Genomic DNA, 18,880 nt, shown 5'->3' with positions numbered 1-18,880 from the left:
GAAGGCTGCACCGCAAGGTGCAGTTTGGTAATTCAATAGCGTGTGACACGAACCCATCGCCGGCCACGGTGTTGATTAAGACACCGGGCGCGATGCGTATGGGGATGATCGGTTTCGACACTGTTTGCGCAATTGTGAGAAGCGGGTCGAGGATGCAGGGTTATCTCGTAAACGATCTCTGCAAAACAATAAGTGCCAAATCAAACCGCACTGACTTCGCTCTCGCTGCCTAAGCGAAAGCACTAACGAAGTCCGCCAGACCGGGAATGCTCTCTACCCGGATCCTGACGCCAGTTAGAGAGCTTGCTTCTACATTGAGCCACGGGGCGTAGAGGGACTTAAACGAAGGCTGGGCCTGTCGGAGTAGATGCCAGTGGCAAATTCCGGGGCCGAGAAAGCGACTTCACTGGATACACCCGTAGAAGGCATATGACCACAGCAGTGGACCGGGGTTCAATTCCCCGCATCTCCACCATCGGATCTGTCACACGTTGTTGAGTTTCTTCTCACAACTGGCCGCCCCACCGGGCGGCCAGTTGTGTTTAACCGGATGCGGCTGTCAGCGCAGGCGCAGACCGATCGCGGTGCGGATAGCGTCGCGCTGGCCGCCGGAGTGCACGATGTCGTCTCCGTGAACAGTGAGCTGGCTGGCATGACAGCGCAGGGCCGCCACGACAGTGTCGCGCTCGGCATCGAGGTCGAACCATTCAGCATCCGCTGCGGGAGTATCGAGAATCTCGGCGTAGCGGATCGTGAGGCTGCGGCTGGCGGCGAGGGCGGCGTCGTGGACGCGCACGTGATCGGGATGACCGTAGCCGCCGGTCGAGTCGTAGCTGATGACGAGGCTCGGTCGCACGTATCGCAGCACGGCCACGAGGTCGTTGATGACCTCGGCGAGCGGCGCACGAGCGAGCGCATCCGCTTCGGAATCTGCGGCTGGACCGGCCAGGCCGGGGCGGATCCACTCCATGCCGGAGTCTCGGTAGCGGCGCGCGGGCAGCCCGGGCGCGCGGGCCGGTATTTCACCGAGCCAGAAGCCCTCGTCGACGCCGAGGGCGCGGGCGGCGCGCTCGAGTTCCCGCTCGCGCTCCTTAGCCAGGGCGGGGGTTCCGGCGAGCACTGAGAGCGGTCCAGCGACGACCTCTCCGCGCTCACCGCGCGTTGCAGTGACCAGGCTGACTCGGACGTTGCGGCTCGCGAGATGGGCGATGAGACCGCCCGTGCTGATGGTCTCGTCGTCGGGGTGCGCGTGCACGAAAAGCACGGAGGTGACGGGGTCGAGCAGGCTCATGCCTCGATCAACTTCTGGCCGCCGGGGGCTGATTGATCGGCCGGCGGGTCGGGGTCGACGAGGTCGTCGTGGTGGATGGAATCGATGAGGGTATGCAGCGGCTTTCCGCTGCCGCCCCACTGCAGCGAGATGATCTCGGCGGCGATCGAGACCGCGGTCTCCTCGGGGGTGCGCGAGCCGAGGTCGAGGCCGATCGGGCTGCGCAGCCGGGCCAGCTCGGCATCGGTCACCCCCACCGCGCGCAGGCGCTCCAGGCGGTCAGCATGGGTACGCCGCGACCCCATCGCGCCGATGTAGGCCACCGGTGGGCCGTGCAGGGCCGCTTCGAGCAAGGGAACGTCGAATTTGGGGTCGTGGGTCAGTACGCAGATCACCGTGCGGGGATCGATGAATCCACCGGCGATCTGTTCGCGCAGGTAGCGGTCGGGCCAGCTCACCACGACCTCGTCGACGCCGGGAAACCGGGCGGCCGTCGCGAACACGCCGCGAGCATCGCAGACCGTGACCCGGTAGCCGAGAAAAGTGCCGAGCCGGGCCAGGGCGGTGGCGAAGTCGATCGCCCCGAAGACCAGCAAGCGCGGCCGGGGTGCGTAGCTTGCGAAGAACACCCGCAGGCCCTCGCCCCGCCTTTCGCCGTCTGGACCGTAGGTCAGGGTGGTGTTGCGACCGGCGGCGAGCAGACCCTGGGTGTCGTCACCGATGGCGTGGTTGGCGCGGTCAGAGCCCAGGTCTCCTGCAAATCCGTGCGGCCGCACCACGAGGTGGCGGCCGATCCAGCCGGCATCCGGATGTTCGATCACGGTGGCCACGCCTACCGGGCGCCCGGCAGCCATGTCGTCGTGCACGCCATCGAGCAAGGCAAAGGTGGCGCGGGAGACGGGTTCGATGAAGACGTCGAGGATGCCTCCGCACGTGAGCCCCACGGCGAAGGCGTCGTCGTCGCTGATGCCGTAGCGCACGAGCACCGGCACGCCGTCCTTGGCCACCTGGGTGGCCAGTTCATAGACGGCTCCCTCGACGCAGCCGCCCGAGACCGATCCGGCCACGGTACCGTCGGCGCTGACCAGCATCGAGGCGCCGGGCGGGCGCGGCGCGGACTGGAAGGTTCGCACGACCGTGGCGAGGCCCGCGGTGGCACCGCTCTGCCAGCCGGTGAGGAGGGTATCCAAAACCTCGCGCATGTCGGTATCCCTTCGGTCGGTGAGTCAGTGGCCGGACGCGCGCCGACCAATTCGGTATGCGATAAACGCTACCGTGGCCAGCAGGCCCACGAGTTTCATCGGGTCACTGAGCTGGTCGGTGATGACGCCCCTGACCAGGCTCATCGCGTCGAGGCTCGGCGCGGCGGTAGGTACAGACCGGTGCGGCGCGGCCTGAAGCTCGCCGGAGGGCGCGACGCGCGGCGGGACCGGGCTCGCCGACGGGGTCGCCCGCTCGGGGGCATCCGCTGCAACGTTGGGGAGCCTGTCGGCAGCCGGATCGTCGACGTTCTCGCCAAGGCCAGACACAGCATCGGGGCCACCATCTGTGATCAAATCTTGCAGGTTGCCGGCGAACAGGGTCATCATCTGCTCGGTGACGCTGCTGATGACGCCCTTGCCCATGGCAGCCGCCTTACCCGACAGCGACAGATCGGCGCTGACCGTGCCCCGGGTGACGCCGTCGGTTTCGACCAGTACGAGCGTGACCGTGGCCTGGGCGGTACCCTGACCGCGGGTCTCCTGCGCCTTGCCGGAGAAGACAGCGCGGAGGCCCTCGGCGTCGCGTTCGTCGACGTTCATCTGGCCGCGGTACTGCATGGTCACCGGGCCGAGCTTGACCTTCATGCCGACCTGGTAATTGTCGTCGGAGAGCTTGTTCAGAATCTGCGCGCCCGGCACACAGCCGGCGACGCGTTCGAAGTCCATCAGGGTGTTCCACACCGTGTCGACGGGGGCGATGACGGTGAAGGTACTGTCGAGTTGCATCAGGGTATCCTCTGCTGGATGGTTACGGATGGTCGAGCGGATGCCGACGGGTCGCCGCGAATGGCGGCCGCCACCTCGACGAGGGCCGCGTAGTTGTGCCCGCTGACAAACGCGTCGCAGTAGGGCAGGGCGGCGGCCATACCGCCGACGAGCGGCCGGAAGTCGGCGGCGGCTTTGCGCGGATTCACCCAGACAATGCGATGCGCGAGCCGGCGCAGTCGTGCCATCTGGGCGTCGACGTCGGCCGGGTCGTCCTGTGCCCATCCGTCGGAGAACAGCACGACCACCGCGCCGCGAGCCAGGCCGCGCCGCCCGAAGTCGTCGATGAACCGGCGGATGCTGGCCGCCAGCCGGGTGCCGCCGGCCCAGTCGGTCACGGTGGCGGACGCCTGCGCGAGCGCCTGGTCCGGGTCGCGTACGGCCAGCTGGCGGGTCAGCCGGGTGAGACGCGTTGAGAACACGAACGCTTCGGCCTGGGCGCCGGACGCCGCACCCTGCAGCAGCGACAGGAAGACCCTCGTGTACGGTTCCATCGAGCCCGACACGTCGCAGAGCAGCACCAGCCGGCGCGGCTTCGGGCGGCGGCGGGCGTAGTGCAGGGTGATCGGGTCGCCGCCGGTGCCCTGCGCGGCCCGCACGGTGCGGGCCACATCGAGCCGGTCGCGGCTGTGCGGCGACGGATGGGTCCGGCGGCTCAGCCGCGTCGGCGTCGACAGTACGATGCGGGCGACGAGCCGGCGCAGGCGGGCCAGTTCCTCGGGGTCGAGGTCGGCGAACGCGATCTCGTGCAAGTGCTCGTCGTTGGCGGCCATGGCAAGGATCGCGTCGCGCTCGGGACCGTCGCCGTCGCCCGAGTCGTCGAAACCGGGCAACGGAGCCGGCGGGCGAGCTTCTGGCTGCAACTGGGGGGCAGAGACCGGGCGGTTGGTTGGCGGGGCAGCTTTCGTGCGCATCTCGGAGCCGATCGCCGGGGGAGCGTTCGGGTCACCGCGTGCTTCGGCCGGGTCGAGCCGGCCGTCGAACACGGCGCTGAACACCGCGTCGAAGCGGGCAAGATGCTGGTGCCGGGAGACGAACACGATCCGGCACGCCCAGTACAGGGCGGCCCGGTCGGTCGGCGGGACCAGCCGCAGCGCCTCGGCCAGTCGGGCCGCGCGGTCCGGCGATACCGGCAGACCGGCCCGGTGCAGGGCCGTGCTGAAGCCGGCGGCGAGGGCGGCCGCTTCGATCGGTCGATAAAGACCGCGGTCATCCATGCGCGGCCTCCGCCACCCAGCCACCGCCGCGGGCAGCAGCGAGATCCAGGTCGTCCCGGTTCTTGAGCACGGAGCCCCAGGTCTGCTCGACCGCGTGGCCGCTGATCTGCGCGATGCCGAGCACTCCGAGGGCGCTGACCCAGTCGATGGCCTCGGCGATACCCGGCGGCTTCACGAGGTCGAGCGATCGCAACCGGGTGATCGCCGCCGCGGCCTCGGTCGCGAGTGCCTGCGAGCTGCTCGGCACCCGGCGGCGCACGATCTGCGCGATCCGCTCCGGCTCCGGGTAGTCGATCCAGTGATACAGGCAGCGCCGGGTGAGGGCGTCGTGCAGGTCGCGGGTGCGATTGCTCGTCAGAATCACGATCGGCGGATGCTCCGCCGTGACGGTTCCGAGCTCGGGAATGGTGACCGCCGCCTCGGCCAGCAGCTCAAAGGTGAAGGCTTCGAATTCGGCGTCGGCCCGGTCGATCTCGTCGAGCAACAGCACGGCCGGACGCGGGCCGGCGTGTTCGATGGCCCGCAACAGCGGGCGACGCAGCAGATAGTCGCGCCCGAACAGCTCCGTTTCGGCCAGTTCCACCCCACGCGCTTCGGCCAGGCGAATGCCGAGCAGTTGCCGCGGATAGTTCCACTCGTAGAGTGCCTCTCCAGCGCTGATTCCCTCGTAGCACTGCAATCGAAACAGTTCGGTATCGAGCAGCCGTGCGAGCGCCTTGGCGATCTCGGTCTTGCCCACCCCGGGTTCACCCTCGAGCAGGAGCGGCTGCTGCATGCGCACGGCCAGGAATACGGCGGTCGCGAGGCCCTCATCGGCGAGGTAGTCCTCGGCATCGAGGGCACGCTGCAGCGCGCCGACGGACGGCACCAACTCGGGCACGGTCACCATCACCATCGCCGGCACCGGGCAACCGGGCCCCTAGCGCGCGGTCGCATACTGCTCCGGATGTCCGACAAACGCCGTGCGGCAGCCCGCCGCGCAGAAGTACACGGTCGTGCCGTTGTGCTGCACCTGCAGCGACGTGGGCAGCGCGGCCACCGTCATGCCGCAGACGGGGTCGATCGCGATCGCGTCCACTGCCGTCGCCGTCTCAACCACCTCCGCGGCTTGCGGTTGCCCGTGCCCGGCCCGGTCCTGCACCAGCTGCGCGAAAATCGACACCGCGATCTCCCCGGGGGTGCGCGCCCCGAGGTCGAGGCCCGCTGGGCTGAACACACGCGCGCGCTGCTCGGGCGACACGTCAAGCGAGGCGAGCACGGCAGCGCCGCGCTTGGGGCTCGCCACGAGCGCCACATAGGGCACTCCGGCGGCGAGGGCGGCGAGCAGGGCGGGCTCCTCATTCCGGCCGTGCGAGGCGACGATCAGGGCGGCGTCGCCGACCTGCGGGGCGGCGGAGGCGCCATCCGTTTGGATGAGGTCGAAGCCGACGAGCGGTGCCAGGGCGGCGAGAGCCTCGGCATCGGGCGTCGAGCCGACGATGATCATTCGGGGCAGCGGAAGGTGCGGCTCAAGAAAGATCTCGATCGCCCCGCCACTCACACAGGGGTTGGAGACCTCGACCGCGCCGTCTCGCACGGTGCTCGACGGCACGCCGGCGACGACCTTGAGCAGCAGCGGCTGCCGGCTCGCGAGTACCTGCAGGCTGTACAGGCGAACGGATGCCTCCACGCACGTTCCTCCGACAAAACCCTCGATCTCGCCGGTCGCACGAACGAGCGCAGTGTCTCCGGCGTGCGCGCTCGTCGGGCGCTGGGCGCGCACGACGGTCGCGTGCACGAACGCTTCGCGGCGCTCGATGAGCTCTTGCGCGCGGGTCGGGTGGGCAACGGGCATGCTACACCGGCGGTCTCGTGCGGCCCTGCATGGCCTCCCACACCCTGGCGGGGGTGCAGGGCATATCCATGTGCACGACCCCGAACGGGGCGAGGGCATCGACGACGGCGTTGACGACGGCCGGCGGTGACCCGACCGTGGCAGATTCGCCCACGCCCTTCGCCCCGATCGGGTGGTGCGGCGACGGGGTCACGGTGAAGCCGGTCTCCCAGTCGGGCACCTCCATGGCGGTGGGGATGAGGTAGTCCATGAACGAGCCGCCGAGGCAGTTGCCCTCGTCGTCGAACTCGATGATCTCCATGAGTGCCATGCCGACACCGTCGGTGAGGCCACCATGAATCTGGCCCTCGATGATCATCGGGTTGATGCGGGTGCCGCAGTCGTCGACGGCGATGAAGCGGCGCACCGTGACATGACCGGTACCCGGGTCGATGTCGACGACGCAGATATAGGCGCCGAACGGAAACGTCAGGTTGGGCGGATCATAGGTGACCTCGGCGTCGAGATTGCCGTCGATACCCTCGGGCAGCGCGACCGTGCCGTGGGCGCCCATCGCGATCTCGGCCATGGTCTTGCCCACGCGCGGATCGCCCTTGACGAACCAGCGGCCCTTCGCCCACTCGAGGTCTTCCGGCCGGGTCTCGAGCATGGCCGCGGCGATGAACCGGGCCTTCTCCCGCACCTTGCGGGCGACGAGCGCCACGGCGGCGCCGCTGACCGGAGTGGACCGGCTGCCATAGGTACCGAGGCCGAACGGCGTCTGGTCGGTGTCTCCGTGCACCACATCGATGTCTTCCGGCGGGATGCCGATCTCCTCCGCCACGATCTGCGCGAACGTCGTTTCGTGGCCCTGACCCTGGCTTTGCACCGAGATGCGCACGACGGCCTTGCCGGTGGGGTGGATGCGCAGTTCGGCGCCGTCCGCCATCCCGAGTCCGAGAATGTCCATGTCCTTGCGCGGGCCGGCACCGACCGTTTCGGTGAAGAACGAGATGCCGATGCCCATGAGCTCACCGCGTTCGCGTTTCTCTTTCTGTTCGCGGCGCAGTTCGTCGTAGCCGGCAATCTTCATCGACAGCCGCATGGTGGGTTCGTAATCACCCGAGTCGTACTCCCAGCCGGTCTTGTTGGCGTAGGGAAACTGCTCCTTCTTGATGAAATTCTTCAGGCGCAACTCGGCTGGGTCCATGTCGAGCTTGCGGGCCAGGATGTCGACCATCCGCTCCACCAGATACACCGCCTCGGTGACCCGGAAGGAACACGCATAGGCCACCCCGCCCGGGGCCTTGTTGGTGTACACGCCCGTGACGGTGCAGTGCGCTGCGGCGAGGTCGTAGCTGCCGGTGAAGATGTGGAAGAACCCGGCTGGATATTTGGTGGGCTGGGCAGTGGCGTTGAACGCGCCGTGGTCGGCGAGTACGTTGGTGCGCAGGGCCAGGATCTTGCCGTCCTTGGTCGCCGCGATCTCGCCCTGCATGATGTAGTCGCGGGCGAACGAGGTACTCATGAGGTTCTCGGAGCGGTCCTCGACCCATTTCACCGGTTTGCCGGTGACGATGGAGCCGACGACGGCGAGGATATAGCCCGGGTAGATTCCGACTTTGTTACCGAACCCGCCGCCGATGTCGGGGGAGACCACCCGAATCTTGTGCTCGGGAATGCCGGAGACCATCGCGAACAGGGTGCGGTGGGCGTGCGGCGCCTGCGTCGTCTCGTACAGGGTGAGACGGCCGTCGATGGGGTCGAAGTCGGCGACGGCGCCACAGGTTTCCATCGGCGCCGGGTGCACGCGCGGGTAGACGATCTCCTGCTTCACCACGACGTCGGCGCTCGCGAAGACGGCATCCGTTTCGGCTTTGTCGCCGGCTTCCCAGTCGAAGATGTGGTTGTCGGTGCGGCCCTCGAGGTCGTCGCGAATGACGGGAGCACCCGGATCCATCGCCTTGCGGGCGTCGACGACGGGCGGTAGCACGTCGTACTCGACCTGGATCAGTTCGAGGGCATCTCGGGCGGCGTAGCGGTCTTCGGCGACGACGAAAGCGACTTCCTGGCCCTGGAAGCGCACCTTGTCGGTGACCAGCACGGCCTGCACGTCCATCGAGAGGGTCGGAGCCCACGCCAAGCCGAGGGCCTGCAGGTCGGTACCGGTGATCACGGCGAGCACCTTGGGGTGCGCGAGCGCCTCGGTCGTATCGATCGAGACCAGCCGGGCGTGGGCGACGGGAGCGCGCAGAATGGCGCCGTGCAGCATGCCGGGTAGCACGATGTCGTCGACATAACGGCCCTTGCCGCGCACGAAACGCGGGTCTTCCTTGCGCTGCATGCGGCCGTGGCCGATGGGCCGATCGTGGTCGCCGGCGGCCGGGTTCGACGGGCGGTCCTCGAGAATGGTCATGCGTGCACCTCGTGCTCGGTTGATTCGGACGTGGTCGTTTCCGGGGCCGCACCGGCGGGATGCTCGGCGGCCCACTGGATCGACCGCACAATGGTGGCGTAGCCGGTGCAGCGGCAGATCTGCCCGGAGATGGCCTCGCGAATCTCCAGTGGTTCGGGGTGCGGGTTGTAGTCGAGCAGGGCGCGGGCGGTGAGCATCATGCCGGGAGTGCAGAAACCGCACTGCAGGCCGTGCTCCTCCATGAAGCCCTGCTGCACCGGGTCGAGGGTGGTGCCGTTGGCGAGCCCTTCCACGGTCGTGATGGTGTGCCCGTCAGCCATGGCAGCAAGCACGGTGCAGGATTTCACCGGCTGGCCGTCCATCAGTACCACGCAGGTGCCACAGTTGCTGGTGTCGCAGCCCCAGTGCGTTCCGGTGAGCCGCAGGTCGTCGCGAATGAAGTGTACGAGCAGCACGCGCGGTTCGATTTCGCGGGTGACGTCGGTGCCGTTTATGGTCATGCTGATCTGCATCGGGCTCAACTCCTAAATCGTGATGTCGGAAACGGATGCCGCGGCGCGGCTGCACGCGACCCGCAGCACACGGCGGGTCAGTTCGTCGGCGAGGTGCCGCTTGTAATCGATCGGTCCGCGTTGGTCGGCGAGGGGGTCGCAGGCGAGTGCCGCCAGACGCCCCGCTTCGACGAAGAGCGTTTCATCGGGTGTCTGTCCGACGAGTACCGCTTCAACCTCGGTCACGTTACGCTCGAGTCCGACCGCGGTGAGGCCGACGGCCACCTCGCTGATGGTGCCGTCGGCGCCGAGCGTCACGCTCGCGCCGGCCGCGGCGACAGCCCAGTCTCCGACGCGCCGCTCGACCTTTTCGTAGGCGCTGCTGGAGCCGGCCCGAATGGGAACGCGCACCTCGATGAGCAGTTCGTTCTGGGCGACGGCGGTCTCGTACGGGCCGCGGTGGAACTCGGCCATCGACAGCATCCGCTCCCCGGCCGGTCCGCGCACGACGGCCACCGCTTCGAGAACGTGGCACACCGTGGAGAGGTCTTCGGCCGGGTCGGCTTGGCAGAGCGAGCCGCCTATGGTGCCGCGGTTGCGCACGATCGGGTCGGCGATGACGCGTTCGGCGTCACAGATGATGGGGAACAGGCGCCGCACGTCGCCGGATTGGAGCAGGGTCGTGTGCCTGGTCATCGCGCCGATGCGTAGTACCGGACCATCGACCAGCAGGTAGTCCAGCTCGTAGAGGTCGTTGATGTCGATGAGCCAGTCGGGCCGGGCCAGGCGCAGCTTCATCATGGGAAGCAGGCTGTGTCCGCCGGCGACCACCCGGGATTCGGCCCCGTGGCGATCAAGCAGGGCGAGGGCATTGTCAACCGAACTGGCACGAACGTAATCGAACGGAGCCGGAATCTGCACGGGCTTCTCCTCACTGAGAAGTTTCCACGGCACCGCGCGTCGTTGCGCGACACTGTCGTGCCTCAGCTTGCTCCCCGCGACCGTGGCTGTCAACGTCGACCAGAGCACAAGCAGGAGTTGGGCGCCGCCACTTTCGTATTTCGCGCGGTGCATGAGCGAGTCCTGCACCATGATGGTTTCGGGAGAGGAAAGGCATGGCTGCGACGTGGCTGCGGAGGTGGGTGCCGGGGATCGACACGGCGCTCGGCTACCGGCGTTCCTGGCTACTGCCCGACCTGCGTGCGGGCGTCGTCCTGACCGCTCTGCTCATACCGGTCGGCATCGGCTACGCCGAGGTGGCGGGGCTTCCGCCGGCATCGGGCCTGTACGCCACGATCATTCCCCTGGCCGCTTATGCCGTCTTCGGGCCGTCGCGCATTCTCGTGCTTGGTCCCGACTCGGCACTGGCGCCGATCATCGCAGCCGCGATTGTGCCTCTCGCTCTCGGTGATGATACGCGCGCGGTGGCCCTCGCCGGGCTCCTGGCCATCATGGTCGGATTGATTCTCGCGCTTGGTGGTGTCCTGCGCCTCGGTTTCGTGACCGACCTGCTCTCCAAACCTATCCGCGTCGGCTACCTCAACGCTCTCGCCCTGCTGGTCATCGTGTCGCAGCTGCCCACCCTTTTCGGCTTCTCCATCGAACCGGACTCGGCACTGCGCGATGCGATCGGGATATTCGCCGGAATCGCCGGCGGGCAGGTGAACCTGACGGCGACGCTCTTCGGGCTCGGTTCGCTGGCCGTCATTGTCGTCCTGTCGTGGCGCAGGACCCGGATTCCGGGTGTGCTTGCGGCCGTCGTACTCGCGACGGCGGTGACCGCGGTCTTCGGGCTGAGAGATGCCCTGCCTGTTGTCGGTGCGCTTCCCCAGGGGCTCCCCGCACCCGCGCTCGGCGGGTTGCAGTGGGCGGATGCGGCGGCTTTAGTGGCTCCGGCACTGGGTATCGCGCTCATCGCCTTTGCCGACACCGCCGTGCTTTCGCGATCGTTTGCTGCCCGCCGCGGAGAGAATGTCAACGGTAGCCAGGAAATGAGGGCGATCGGCGCGTCGAACATCGCGAGCGGACTGCTCGGTGGATTCCCCGTCTCGGCGTCGTCCTCGCGCACCCCCGTCGCCGAGAAGGCGGGGGCTCGCTCCCAGCTCACCGGAGTCGTTGGTGCTGCCCTCGTTCTGGCCTTCATGCTATTCGCGCCCGGTCTCACGGATTTTCTGCCCTCGGCGGCGATCGCTGCGGTCGTCATCGTCGCCGCGGCCGGGCTCGTCGATGTGAAAGGGTTCATCGCGCTCGTGCGCATGAACAAAATCGATGCAACGCTCTCACTCGCGGCCTTTCTCGGGGTGCTGGTGGTCGGCGTGATCGAGGGTATCGCCGTGGCAATCGTTCTCTCGCTCGGCGCATTCGTCAGCCAGGCCTGGCGGCCCTACCGGGCCGAGCTCGGTCGGATCCGCGGTCTGCGCGGCTACCACGACCTGTCGCGGCATCCGGAGGGCGAACGGCTGCCCGGCCTCGTCATCGTTCGCTTCGATGCGCCACTCTTCTTCGCCAACGGGGGGATCTTCGACGACTATGTGCGGGCCACGGTCGCGGCTGCCGGTAGCGGGATACACACGGTCATCCTCGCGGCGGAGCCCATCACCGATATTGACACGACCGCTGTGGAAGAACTGCTCGAACTCGACAATTTTCTGGCTTCTCGCGGCATCACGCTGGTCTTTGCCGAGATGAAAGGCCCGGTGAAAGACCACCTGCGTGATTACGGATTGAGCGGGCGGTTTCCTCCGGAGCGGTTCGCGGTCACTGTCGGAGAGGCGGTCGATGCGGCTACCGGAACTTTGCGCGGCGATCTCGACAGCACCCCGTGGGACACGGACGTCTGACGAGAACGTCCCGACCGCCCAGCCACCGCAGCCGTGTCGCCCCCGGTGCATCACGCAGCGTCGCCCGGCGCGCCTCCCAGGTGTACGCGGCGCTCTGGAGCTGAACTGTCAGGGGCGGTTTGTCCAGGCCTTCCAGAAGAGAGCCTCGGCCTCGGCTGCTTTCTGCTGTTCCTGGGCGTGCAGGCGGCCGTAACTGAAGGTGTTCTCGCCGCGAAGGTAGGCGTCGACCCCGCCGCGGCGCAGCAGGCGCTCACGGGCGATGACGCTGTCGTGCTGGTCACCGAGCATGGTCTGCAGTTTCTGGGCGAATCCGCTCACCCGAGCGGCACGCTTCGGGTTGAGCGGACGCGCCGTCTCGGCCGCGTAGCGCAGCCTCTTGGCGCGCTTGCGCACCTCGTGCAGGGCGAGGTCACGTTCTTGCCCCGGCACGGTCCCGGCTGCGCGGCGCACGGCGCGGCGCAGTCTCTTCCACTCCTTCGCGACCAGGGCGGGCGCGACCACGCGGGCATCTTGGTCGGCCGTAGCCGTGAACGGCGGAGTGGCGACGAGGGCATCGAGGGCGTCGAGCAACCGAAAGTAGCGGTGGGTGTTGAGGGCGGTGACGAGCGTGTGCCCGGCGGTATCGGCATCCGTTTCAGAGCGAGTCTCGAGGCGCGCCCGAATCGGGCCGAGGAGCAGAACCGGGGGCTCGCGGTCGAGTAGGCCGGTGAGGCGGCGTTGCAGCACCTCTTCGTCGCGGGATCCGCCGAGCACGGCAGCGAGCCAGCCGAGTTCGGTGCGGAGGTATTGCACGACGGTCGGATCGACGAGGGACCGATAGGTGGCCAACACCGAACGCAGCCGGCGTGAGGCGACGCGCATCGCGTGCACAGAGCCGGTCGCGTGCTGGCGAACCTGCGGGTCCTGCGCGCGAATGACGCTGATCTGCTCGCTCAGGCTGGCCACTAAGACGTTCCCGGCCGGTCCGGTGGGCGTTGGGCCCCGCCGATCCTGGGGCGGTTCTGCCGGCAACCGGTCGCCGAGCGTACGCGCTAGTTTCGACGCGTGCCGTGACACGAGGATGCCGGCGGCCGCGAGCACAGCCTGCCCCGCGTCGAGCATGTCTTCCGGTCCGTCGACAAGTTCGATCTCCCATTCGCGCCACGCCGCGGAGGCCGGGTGGTCGATCAGTCGATCGGCGCGCACCCGATCGTCGCACAGCACGGCGAGGGTTTCGCCGCCCGCACCGATCAGGGCATGCGCGTCGCGGGTGGTGCGAAGGCGTGCAACGGGAACGAGCGGCGCGTCCCGTACGTAGACCCGCACGAGTTGCGCGAGCGACTCGGGTACGACATCCGCTTCGCCCTGCCCCTCCCCGCCGAGGGGCGCGTGAATCTCGCGGCGACGGCCAGCGGCCTCTGGCAGTTTCAGGTGCCATCCGGCGTCGTCGCCGCCGGTACGCCGGCGCAGCGTGATGTGCGCGGCGCTGAGTACGAGATCGTTCGTATCGAAATAGACGGCCTCGAGATCGAAAGTCACCAGTTTCGCGACGGCCTGCACGCCGGGCAGGTCGTTCAGCCGCGGCACCGGAGTCAGCTCGTCGACGTCAAATTTGCGTTCTATCTCGATACCACCGTTAGCGTCCACGATTCAGCCTAGCGCGGGCGTGCCGGGCCAAGCCGAACCGTGCTGCGCCCGGGAAGCCGGGTCAGGCGTTGGCAAGCCACAGGTCAGGGCCGAAGATCTCGTAGTGGATGCGATCGGCCGGCACGCCGGACTGCAGCGCCTGCGCGCGCAGGCTGCGCATGAACGGGAGCGGACCGCAGAGGTAAACCGAGGCGTCCTCCGGGATCGTCACGTTCTCCAGCGACATGAAGCCCTCGTGGTGGCCCGCGCTCGGGATCTCCAGCCAGAGCTCGAGTTCGGCCGCCTCCAGTAGGGCGACGTCCTCGTTCATCTGGTCGCGCAGCGCCCAGCGTTCGAGGTTGCTCTCGGCGTGGAGTACGAGCACCTCACGCTTCGAGGCCGTGTCCACCAGGGAACGCAGGATGGAAGCGCTGGGCGTGCAGCCGATTCCGGCCGAGGCCAGGATCAGCGGGCCGGTGCCCGCATCGAGGGTGATATCGCCGCACGGCACGGAGAGGATGAGCGTATCGCCGACCTGCACATCGCGGTGCAGCACGGGGGAGACCTCGCCGTCGGCGTCGAGCTTGGTGGTGAAGACTCGCGTCGTGGCCGTGCCGGCCGAGAGGGAGTACTGGCGCACTTGGCGGATACCGTCGGGCATGGTGGCGGTGACACTGACGTACTGGCCCGGCAGGGCGGGCGTCACGGGGGTGTCGTCGGCCGGTTCGAGGGTGAACGTGACGGCATCCGTTCCAGCCGCTTCCTTCTTCACGACAGTCCAGGGGGCCAGTGGCTTGTCGCTGGCGAGTCCCGCGTAGAGGCCCTTCTCCATCTTGATCAGCGCGTGGGCCATCAGCCAGTAGACCTCGGTCCAGGCGGCGGCGATCTCGGCCGTGATGACGTCGCTCAGTTCGTCGGCGATGCCCTCGAACAGGTACTTGTAGACGATGTCATACTGCTCGGGCTGAATATCGAGGGAGACGTGCTTGTGGGCGATGCGGGAGAGCATGGCCTCCGGAGTGATGTCGGGGTTTTGCACCATGTGGGTTGCGAAGACAGCGATACTGCCGGCAAGGGCCTGCTGCTGCGTGCCGTTCTTCTGGTTCGAGCGGCTGAACAACCCATCGAACAATTCGGGGTGAGCGGTGAGCATGCGCTTGTAGAAGTTTCTCGCGATCTGGGGCATCCGCTCGCCGACCAGCGGCAGGGTGGCTTCGATGAGGGGGAGGGACTGGGCCGAAAGCATGAATACTCCTTCTATAAACCGACTCCCGTTTGTGGGCGTCTTCCACAAAAGTAGCATTTGATATGCCAATTAAACGGATGCTTTCTACAAGTCGTAGAAAGTCGGGACTTTAGTCCTACCGCAGCAATCCGAGTTCGACCAAAACCGGCCCGGCAGGTTTTCCGTGCGGAAGACTGGCGATGACGAGGTCATCCAGCTCGCGGTAAAAGGCATCCCGGGCCCGGCGGAGGGCGGCGCGCAGGCCGCATCCGCTCAATAAGGGGCAGGGTCCGTCGGGCGAGTCGCAGGCGGCGAGGTCGGTGCGCGTGTCGAGCTGGCGCAGGAGTGCCCCGACGGTGACCTCACGGCCGAGCGGGCTGACGCGCACGCCGCCGCTCCGCCCTCGAATGGCCTCGACCAGGCCGAGCTCGCGCAGGCGCAACAGCGCCTTGGCCACGTGGTTATAGGGCGTGTCGACCTCGGCGGCGACCACTCGCGAGGTGAAGGTCACGCTCTCCGGCGCCGCGCAGAGCAGCATGATGACGCGCAGGCACACGTCCGAAAAAGCGTTGATCCTCATGCCTTAACTGTAGATGCGCCCGTCACTTTCGCCGAGATGAGAGAGAATGGGGCAAGTGAACACTGAGTCGGAGACACTGTTTGAGGTAATCCGCTTCGTGGACCTGGCCGGTGTGCTCGCCAACGCTATCCTCGGCGGGGTCGCCGCGCGCACGGCCCGCCTCGACATCGTCGGTTTCGTGGTGCTCGCGATCATGAGCGGGCTCGGCGGCGGCATGATCCGCGACACCCTGCTGCAGCAGGGCAGCCCGGCCGCACTGCTCGACCCGGCCTATCTGATCTTTGCCATCCTCGGCGGGGTCATCGCCTTCTTCGTCACGTTCAACGGGCGGTGGACCCGACGGGTGCTGTTGCTGCTTGACGCGCTCGCCGTGGGGTGCTGGGCGGCGGTGGGTGTGCAGAAAGCGCTGGATGCCGGTCTCGGCTGGCTTTCGGCCATCCTGCTCGGCATGATCACCGCGGTCGGCGGCGGCATGGTGCGCGACATCATGTTGCTCAAGGTGCCGACGATCTTCGGCGGCAATACGCTCTATGCCACGAGCGCCCTGCTGGCCAGCGCCGAGATGGTGATTCTGAGCAAGCTCGGGTTCGTGGCGGTCGGTACCGGCGTGGCCATTCTCAGCGGCGCTGCGCTGTCGCTGCTGGCCAAACGCTACGGCTGGATTCTGCCGACCGGCTACGCGCTGCGCATTCCGGGGCCGATTCTGCTTCTCAGCCCCCGGGTCTGGCGCCAGCGTCGGCTCGACGCGCGCAGGGCGCGTGACGGCATCTTCCCCGACGATTCGGGTGTTTCGTCCTGACCGTCACGGTGTCTGTGAGGGTGCCCGCTCCGGGTTCAGTACCGCGAGCGTCGCCGCGTGCAGCAGTGTGTTGGTGGCCAGGGCGCTGCCGTGCCAGGGGCCGGGCTGGCCATCGACCGAGGTGAACGTGCCGCCGGCCTCCTGCACGATCGGCGCGAGCGCGGCCATGTCGTAGGGCTGTAGGTCGAATTCCCCGGCCACGTCGAGGTGGCCCTCGGCGAGCAGCATGTATGACCACATGTCGCCGTAGGCGCGGGTGCGCCAGACCTGGCGGGACAGCGTGACGAGCTCGTCGAGGTGCCCGGCTTGATCCCACTGCTGCAGGCTGCCGTAGCTGATGGATGCCTCGGCGAGAGTGTCGATGCCGGAGACGTGCAGGCGGGTGGGGGCAGCATCCGCCTGCCTCGTGTCGATTGACCAGGCGCCACTACCCGCTGCCGCCCACCAGCGTTTGCCGAGTGCAGGGGCGCTGACCACGCCGAGCACGGGAACGCCGTCGATGGCGAGGGCGATGAGGGTGGCCCAGATCGGTATACCGCGGAGGAACCCGGCGGTGCCGTCGATGGGGTCGATGATCCACTGGCGGGTCGTGGACCCGGCGGTACCGAACTCTTCGCCGAGGATGCCGTCGTCGGGGCGACGTTCGGCGAGCAGGTCGCGAATGGCGCGCTCGACCGCCTGGTCGGCATCCGTTACCGGTGTGCGGTCGGGTTTGGTCGTCACGACCAGGTCGAGCGCGGTGAAGCGGGCACTGGAGATGGCGTCGGCGGCTTCGGCGAGGTCCAGGCCGAGCTGGAGGTCATCGGAGAGGGCGTAGATTCGCGGTTCGGTCACCCTCCCAAGGATAGTAATTTCGTGAGCGGATGCCGGTCTCCGCCCCGGTTCGGCCTCGATTGGCATCGAGCCCTCTTGGGGTGTTAGGGTTACACGTTGCCGCGGGTCATTTCGCTGCCGCACATGCACCTCTAGCTCAATTGGCAGAGCAACTGACTCTTAATCAGTGGGTTCCCGGTTCAAGTCCGGGGGGGTGCACACGCTTCAAGCAACGCCCGGTCAGGTGTCAAATCTGACCGGGCGTTTTCTTGAATCCAGCTTGTTCGCCGGCGCTTCACCAGCGGTTTCGTTTACACGTTCGGTGCGCCGGGGTTGTAGTAGCTGACCGCGACCAGAACCCCGATGCTCGACTATTCGCGCGCTGCGCGCTGCACCGACGCGTCATGCTCGGCGTGTGCCGCGTGGAGCAGTTCCATCAGTCCAGCCTTGTCTTTGGCCAACTCCTGATATTTCGGCCGGAGTGCGCGGAGGGATTCTTCCTCTTGAATCAAGGCCGAGTACACGCGGACGCGTTCGGTGTGGTCCTCGGTGTAGTCGAGGTCCAAATAGTTGATTGCGTGGCGTCGAGCGTTGGCGATAATGGTCTGCGCCCGGCCGGCCGGGCTGAGCAGCGACGCGAGCACCGTGACCACGAGCACACCGATGATGACGGTCAATGAGAGAGCTGTACTGATTTCGAACACCGGTACCGGTTCACCACCGTTGATGAATGGCAAGTTGTTCTCGTGCAGGGCATGGAGGATGAGCTTCACGCCGATGAAGGCGAGAATGGATGCAAGACCGAAGGAGAGGTAGATCAGTCGGTCCAGCAGCCCGTCGAGCAGGAAGTACAGCTGTCGAAGGCCGAGGAGCGAGAACGCGGTCGCCGTGAACACGATATAGACGTTCTGAGTCAGGCCGAAGATGGCGGGGATCGAATCGAGAGCGAACAGTAGGTCGGTACCAGCGATCGCGACCATAACGAGGAGCATCGGGGTCAGCGCTCGTTTGCCCTCGTGCACGGTGAAGAGCTTGTCTCCGTCGTAGTCCGGACTGGTGTGAAAAATTTTGCGTGCGATTCGCACCATGAAGTTTTCAGACGATCGGGACTCTGAACTCTCCGGTTTGAGCATGTTGCCCGCAGTCATCAACAGGATGATGCCGAAGAAATAGAACACCCAGGCGAATGAATTGATCAGCGCTGCGCCCAGGAAGATGAATCCGGTACGGGCGATAAGCGAAAAAGTGATGCCGAACAGCAACACCTTTTGTTGGTCTTCACGCGGGACTCGAAAACTCGTCATGATGATGAGAAAGACAAAGAGATTGTCGACCGACAACGCTTTTTCGGTGATGTAGCCAGCGAAATACTCCGCACTAGGGGTGGCACCGCCCACGATGAGAACGCCCAGCCCGAAGAGGATGGCAATCCCCACGTAAAGCGAGGACCAGATCGCTGCTTCCTTCAGAGTCGGCGCATGCGCCTTGCGTACGTGAAAGACATAGTCGAAAGCAAGGAGCGCGACGATAGCCGCGACGGTCAAGATCCAAGCGAGGGGCGAAACATCCATTTTTGCTGCTTTCAGTCAATAACGGGCCGCTTTCGGACGTCCGGCGAAAGACGTCTCTTCTCCACCGGTGGTACAGAGACTACGTGAGCCGGTCGCTCAGGGCGACAGTTCGGGGAGGTCGTGTCGGGAATCATGCCGGGCGTCATCGACCGTTTCTTGAGGGGGCTGCCTAACGGGCGATTCGCTTACTGGTAGTTCTTATGCGAAAGAACG

At 66.7% G+C, this 18,880-nt stretch carries 16 protein-coding genes, 1 tRNA gene and 1 other RNA gene; 4 read left to right on the top strand and 14 right to left on the bottom strand.

Annotated features, from left to right (window positions below):
* The first annotated feature begins 100 nt into the window (after positions 1-100).
* Positions 101-475, top strand: a transfer-messenger RNA (tmRNA) gene (gene ssrA, locus CXY74_RS14145).
* 84 nt (positions 476-559) lie between these two features.
* Here ssrA and CXY74_RS14140 read toward each other — a convergent pair.
* The 9 genes from CXY74_RS14140 to CXY74_RS14100 are packed head-to-tail and all read right to left on the bottom strand — an operon-like array spanning position 560 to position 10,308.
* On the bottom strand, positions 560-1,291 hold the full coding sequence (locus CXY74_RS14140) for a PIG-L deacetylase family protein (RefSeq protein WP_104201010.1): 732 nt from the start codon (positions 1,289-1,291) through the stop codon (positions 560-562).
* Positions 1,288-2,472, bottom strand: a complete 1,185-nt coding sequence (locus tag CXY74_RS14135; RefSeq protein WP_104201009.1) for an XdhC family protein — start codon at positions 2,470-2,472, stop codon at positions 1,288-1,290. The genes CXY74_RS14140 and CXY74_RS14135 overlap by 4 nt, the downstream gene beginning before the upstream one ends.
* A gap of 24 nt (positions 2,473-2,496) precedes the next feature.
* Positions 2,497-3,258 carry an SRPBCC family protein gene (locus CXY74_RS14130; RefSeq protein ID WP_104201008.1) on the bottom strand — a complete coding sequence of 254 codons (762 nt, stop codon included), beginning with the start codon at positions 3,256-3,258 and terminating at the stop codon, positions 2,497-2,499.
* Positions 3,258-4,514, bottom strand: a complete 1,257-nt coding sequence (locus CXY74_RS14125) for a VWA domain-containing protein (protein WP_104201007.1) — start codon at positions 4,512-4,514, stop codon at positions 3,258-3,260. The genes CXY74_RS14130 and CXY74_RS14125 overlap by 1 nt, the downstream gene beginning before the upstream one ends.
* A complete protein-coding gene (locus CXY74_RS14120; RefSeq protein ID WP_233193412.1) occupies positions 4,507-5,409 on the bottom strand; it encodes a MoxR family ATPase in 903 nt (300 codons plus the stop codon). The genes CXY74_RS14125 and CXY74_RS14120 overlap by 8 nt, the downstream gene beginning before the upstream one ends.
* A 24-nt stretch (positions 5,410-5,433) precedes the next feature.
* Positions 5,434-6,348: an XdhC family protein gene (locus tag CXY74_RS14115; protein WP_104201005.1), complete on the bottom strand. Its 915-nt coding sequence runs from the start codon at positions 6,346-6,348 to the stop codon at positions 5,434-5,436.
* 1 nt (position 6,349) lies between these two features.
* Complete coding sequence (locus CXY74_RS14110) at positions 6,350-8,743, bottom strand: aerobic carbon-monoxide dehydrogenase large subunit (protein ID WP_104201004.1); 2,394 nt, start codon at positions 8,741-8,743, stop codon at positions 6,350-6,352.
* Complete coding sequence (locus tag CXY74_RS14105; RefSeq protein ID WP_104201003.1) at positions 8,740-9,255, bottom strand: (2Fe-2S)-binding protein; 516 nt, start codon at positions 9,253-9,255, stop codon at positions 8,740-8,742. The genes CXY74_RS14110 and CXY74_RS14105 overlap by 4 nt, the downstream gene beginning before the upstream one ends.
* A 12-nt stretch (positions 9,256-9,267) precedes the next feature.
* On the bottom strand, positions 9,268-10,308 hold the full coding sequence (locus CXY74_RS14100) for a xanthine dehydrogenase family protein subunit M (protein WP_233193411.1): 1,041 nt from the start codon (positions 10,306-10,308) through the stop codon (positions 9,268-9,270).
* Between the two features lie 41 nt (positions 10,309-10,349).
* Between CXY74_RS14100 and CXY74_RS14095 the strand changes: the two genes are divergently transcribed.
* Positions 10,350-12,074, top strand: coding sequence for a SulP family inorganic anion transporter (locus CXY74_RS14095; protein ID WP_104201002.1), 1,725 nt, complete (start codon positions 10,350-10,352; stop codon positions 12,072-12,074).
* Between the two features lie 108 nt (positions 12,075-12,182).
* Here CXY74_RS14095 and CXY74_RS14090 read toward each other — a convergent pair whose 3' ends face one another.
* The 3 genes from CXY74_RS14090 to CXY74_RS14080 all read right to left on the bottom strand — a co-directional run bounded on the left by CXY74_RS14090 (position 12,183) and on the right by CXY74_RS14080 (position 15,484).
* On the bottom strand, positions 12,183-13,700 hold the full coding sequence (locus CXY74_RS14090) for a CYTH and CHAD domain-containing protein (protein WP_104201001.1): 1,518 nt from the start codon (positions 13,698-13,700) through the stop codon (positions 12,183-12,185).
* A 61-nt stretch (positions 13,701-13,761) separates the two neighbouring features.
* Positions 13,762-14,925 (bottom strand): globin domain-containing protein, encoded by a 1,164-nt coding sequence (locus tag CXY74_RS14085; RefSeq protein WP_104201000.1) that lies wholly within the window; start codon positions 14,923-14,925, stop codon positions 13,762-13,764.
* 115 nt (positions 14,926-15,040) lie between these two features.
* On the bottom strand, positions 15,041-15,484 hold the full coding sequence (locus CXY74_RS14080; protein ID WP_104200999.1) for an Rrf2 family transcriptional regulator: 444 nt from the start codon (positions 15,482-15,484) through the stop codon (positions 15,041-15,043).
* 55 nt (positions 15,485-15,539) lie between these two features.
* On the opposite strand from CXY74_RS14080, the gene CXY74_RS14075 reads away from it, so the two are divergent.
* Positions 15,540-16,283, top strand: a complete 744-nt coding sequence (locus CXY74_RS14075) for a trimeric intracellular cation channel family protein (protein ID WP_104200998.1) — start codon at positions 15,540-15,542, stop codon at positions 16,281-16,283.
* Positions 16,284-16,286: 3 nt separating this feature from the next.
* Here the strand turns inward: CXY74_RS14075 and CXY74_RS14070 are convergent, their stop codons facing one another.
* Complete coding sequence (locus CXY74_RS14070; protein ID WP_233193410.1) at positions 16,287-17,117, bottom strand: inositol monophosphatase family protein; 831 nt, start codon at positions 17,115-17,117, stop codon at positions 16,287-16,289.
* Positions 17,118-17,242: 125 nt separating this feature from the next.
* On the opposite strand from CXY74_RS14070, the gene CXY74_RS14065 reads away from it, so the two are divergent.
* Positions 17,243-17,315 (top strand) — tRNA-Lys (locus CXY74_RS14065).
* Between the two features lie 152 nt (positions 17,316-17,467).
* Here CXY74_RS14065 and CXY74_RS14060 read toward each other — a convergent pair.
* Positions 17,468-18,667, bottom strand: coding sequence for a TerC family protein (locus CXY74_RS14060; RefSeq protein ID WP_104200996.1), 1,200 nt, complete (start codon positions 18,665-18,667; stop codon positions 17,468-17,470).
* Positions 18,668-18,880 lie beyond the last annotated feature (213 nt).

This window comes from Cryobacterium sp. Y29, from assembly GCF_002929825.1.
Taxonomy (GTDB): Bacteria; Actinomycetota; Actinomycetes; order Actinomycetales; family Microbacteriaceae; genus Cryobacterium.
The sequence above is the reverse complement of the archived record's forward strand: the minus strand, read 5'-3'. Positions and strand labels throughout refer to the sequence as shown.

Coding starts and splice junctions, on each gene's coding strand:
- CXY74_RS14140 (WP_104201010.1), bottom strand. CDS start 1,291: ATGAGCCTGCTCGACCCCGTCACCTCCGTGCTTTTCGTGCACGCGCAC.
- CXY74_RS14135 (WP_104201009.1), bottom strand. CDS start 2,472: ATGCGCGAGGTTTTGGATACCCTCCTCACCGGCTGGCAGAGCGGTGCC.
- CXY74_RS14130 (WP_104201008.1), bottom strand. CDS start 3,258: ATGCAACTCGACAGTACCTTCACCGTCATCGCCCCCGTCGACACGGTG.
- CXY74_RS14125 (WP_104201007.1), bottom strand. CDS start 4,514: ATGGATGACCGCGGTCTTTATCGACCGATCGAAGCGGCCGCCCTCGCC.
- CXY74_RS14120 (WP_233193412.1), bottom strand. CDS start 5,409: ATGGTGATGGTGACCGTGCCCGAGTTGGTGCCGTCCGTCGGCGCGCTG.
- CXY74_RS14115 (WP_104201005.1), bottom strand. CDS start 6,348: ATGCCCGTTGCCCACCCGACCCGCGCGCAAGAGCTCATCGAGCGCCGC.
- CXY74_RS14110 (WP_104201004.1), bottom strand. CDS start 8,743: ATGACCATTCTCGAGGACCGCCCGTCGAACCCGGCCGCCGGCGACCAC.
- CXY74_RS14105 (WP_104201003.1), bottom strand. CDS start 9,255: ATGCAGATCAGCATGACCATAAACGGCACCGACGTCACCCGCGAAATC.
- CXY74_RS14100 (WP_233193411.1), bottom strand. CDS start 10,308: ATGCACCGCGCGAAATACGAAAGTGGCGGCGCCCAACTCCTGCTTGTG.
- CXY74_RS14095 (WP_104201002.1), top strand. CDS start 10,350: ATGGCTGCGACGTGGCTGCGGAGGTGGGTGCCGGGGATCGACACGGCG.
- CXY74_RS14085 (WP_104201000.1), bottom strand. CDS start 14,925: ATGCTTTCGGCCCAGTCCCTCCCCCTCATCGAAGCCACCCTGCCGCTG.
- CXY74_RS14080 (WP_104200999.1), bottom strand. CDS start 15,484: ATGAGGATCAACGCTTTTTCGGACGTGTGCCTGCGCGTCATCATGCTG.
- CXY74_RS14060 (WP_104200996.1), bottom strand. CDS start 18,667: ATGGATGTTTCGCCCCTCGCTTGGATCTTGACCGTCGCGGCTATCGTC.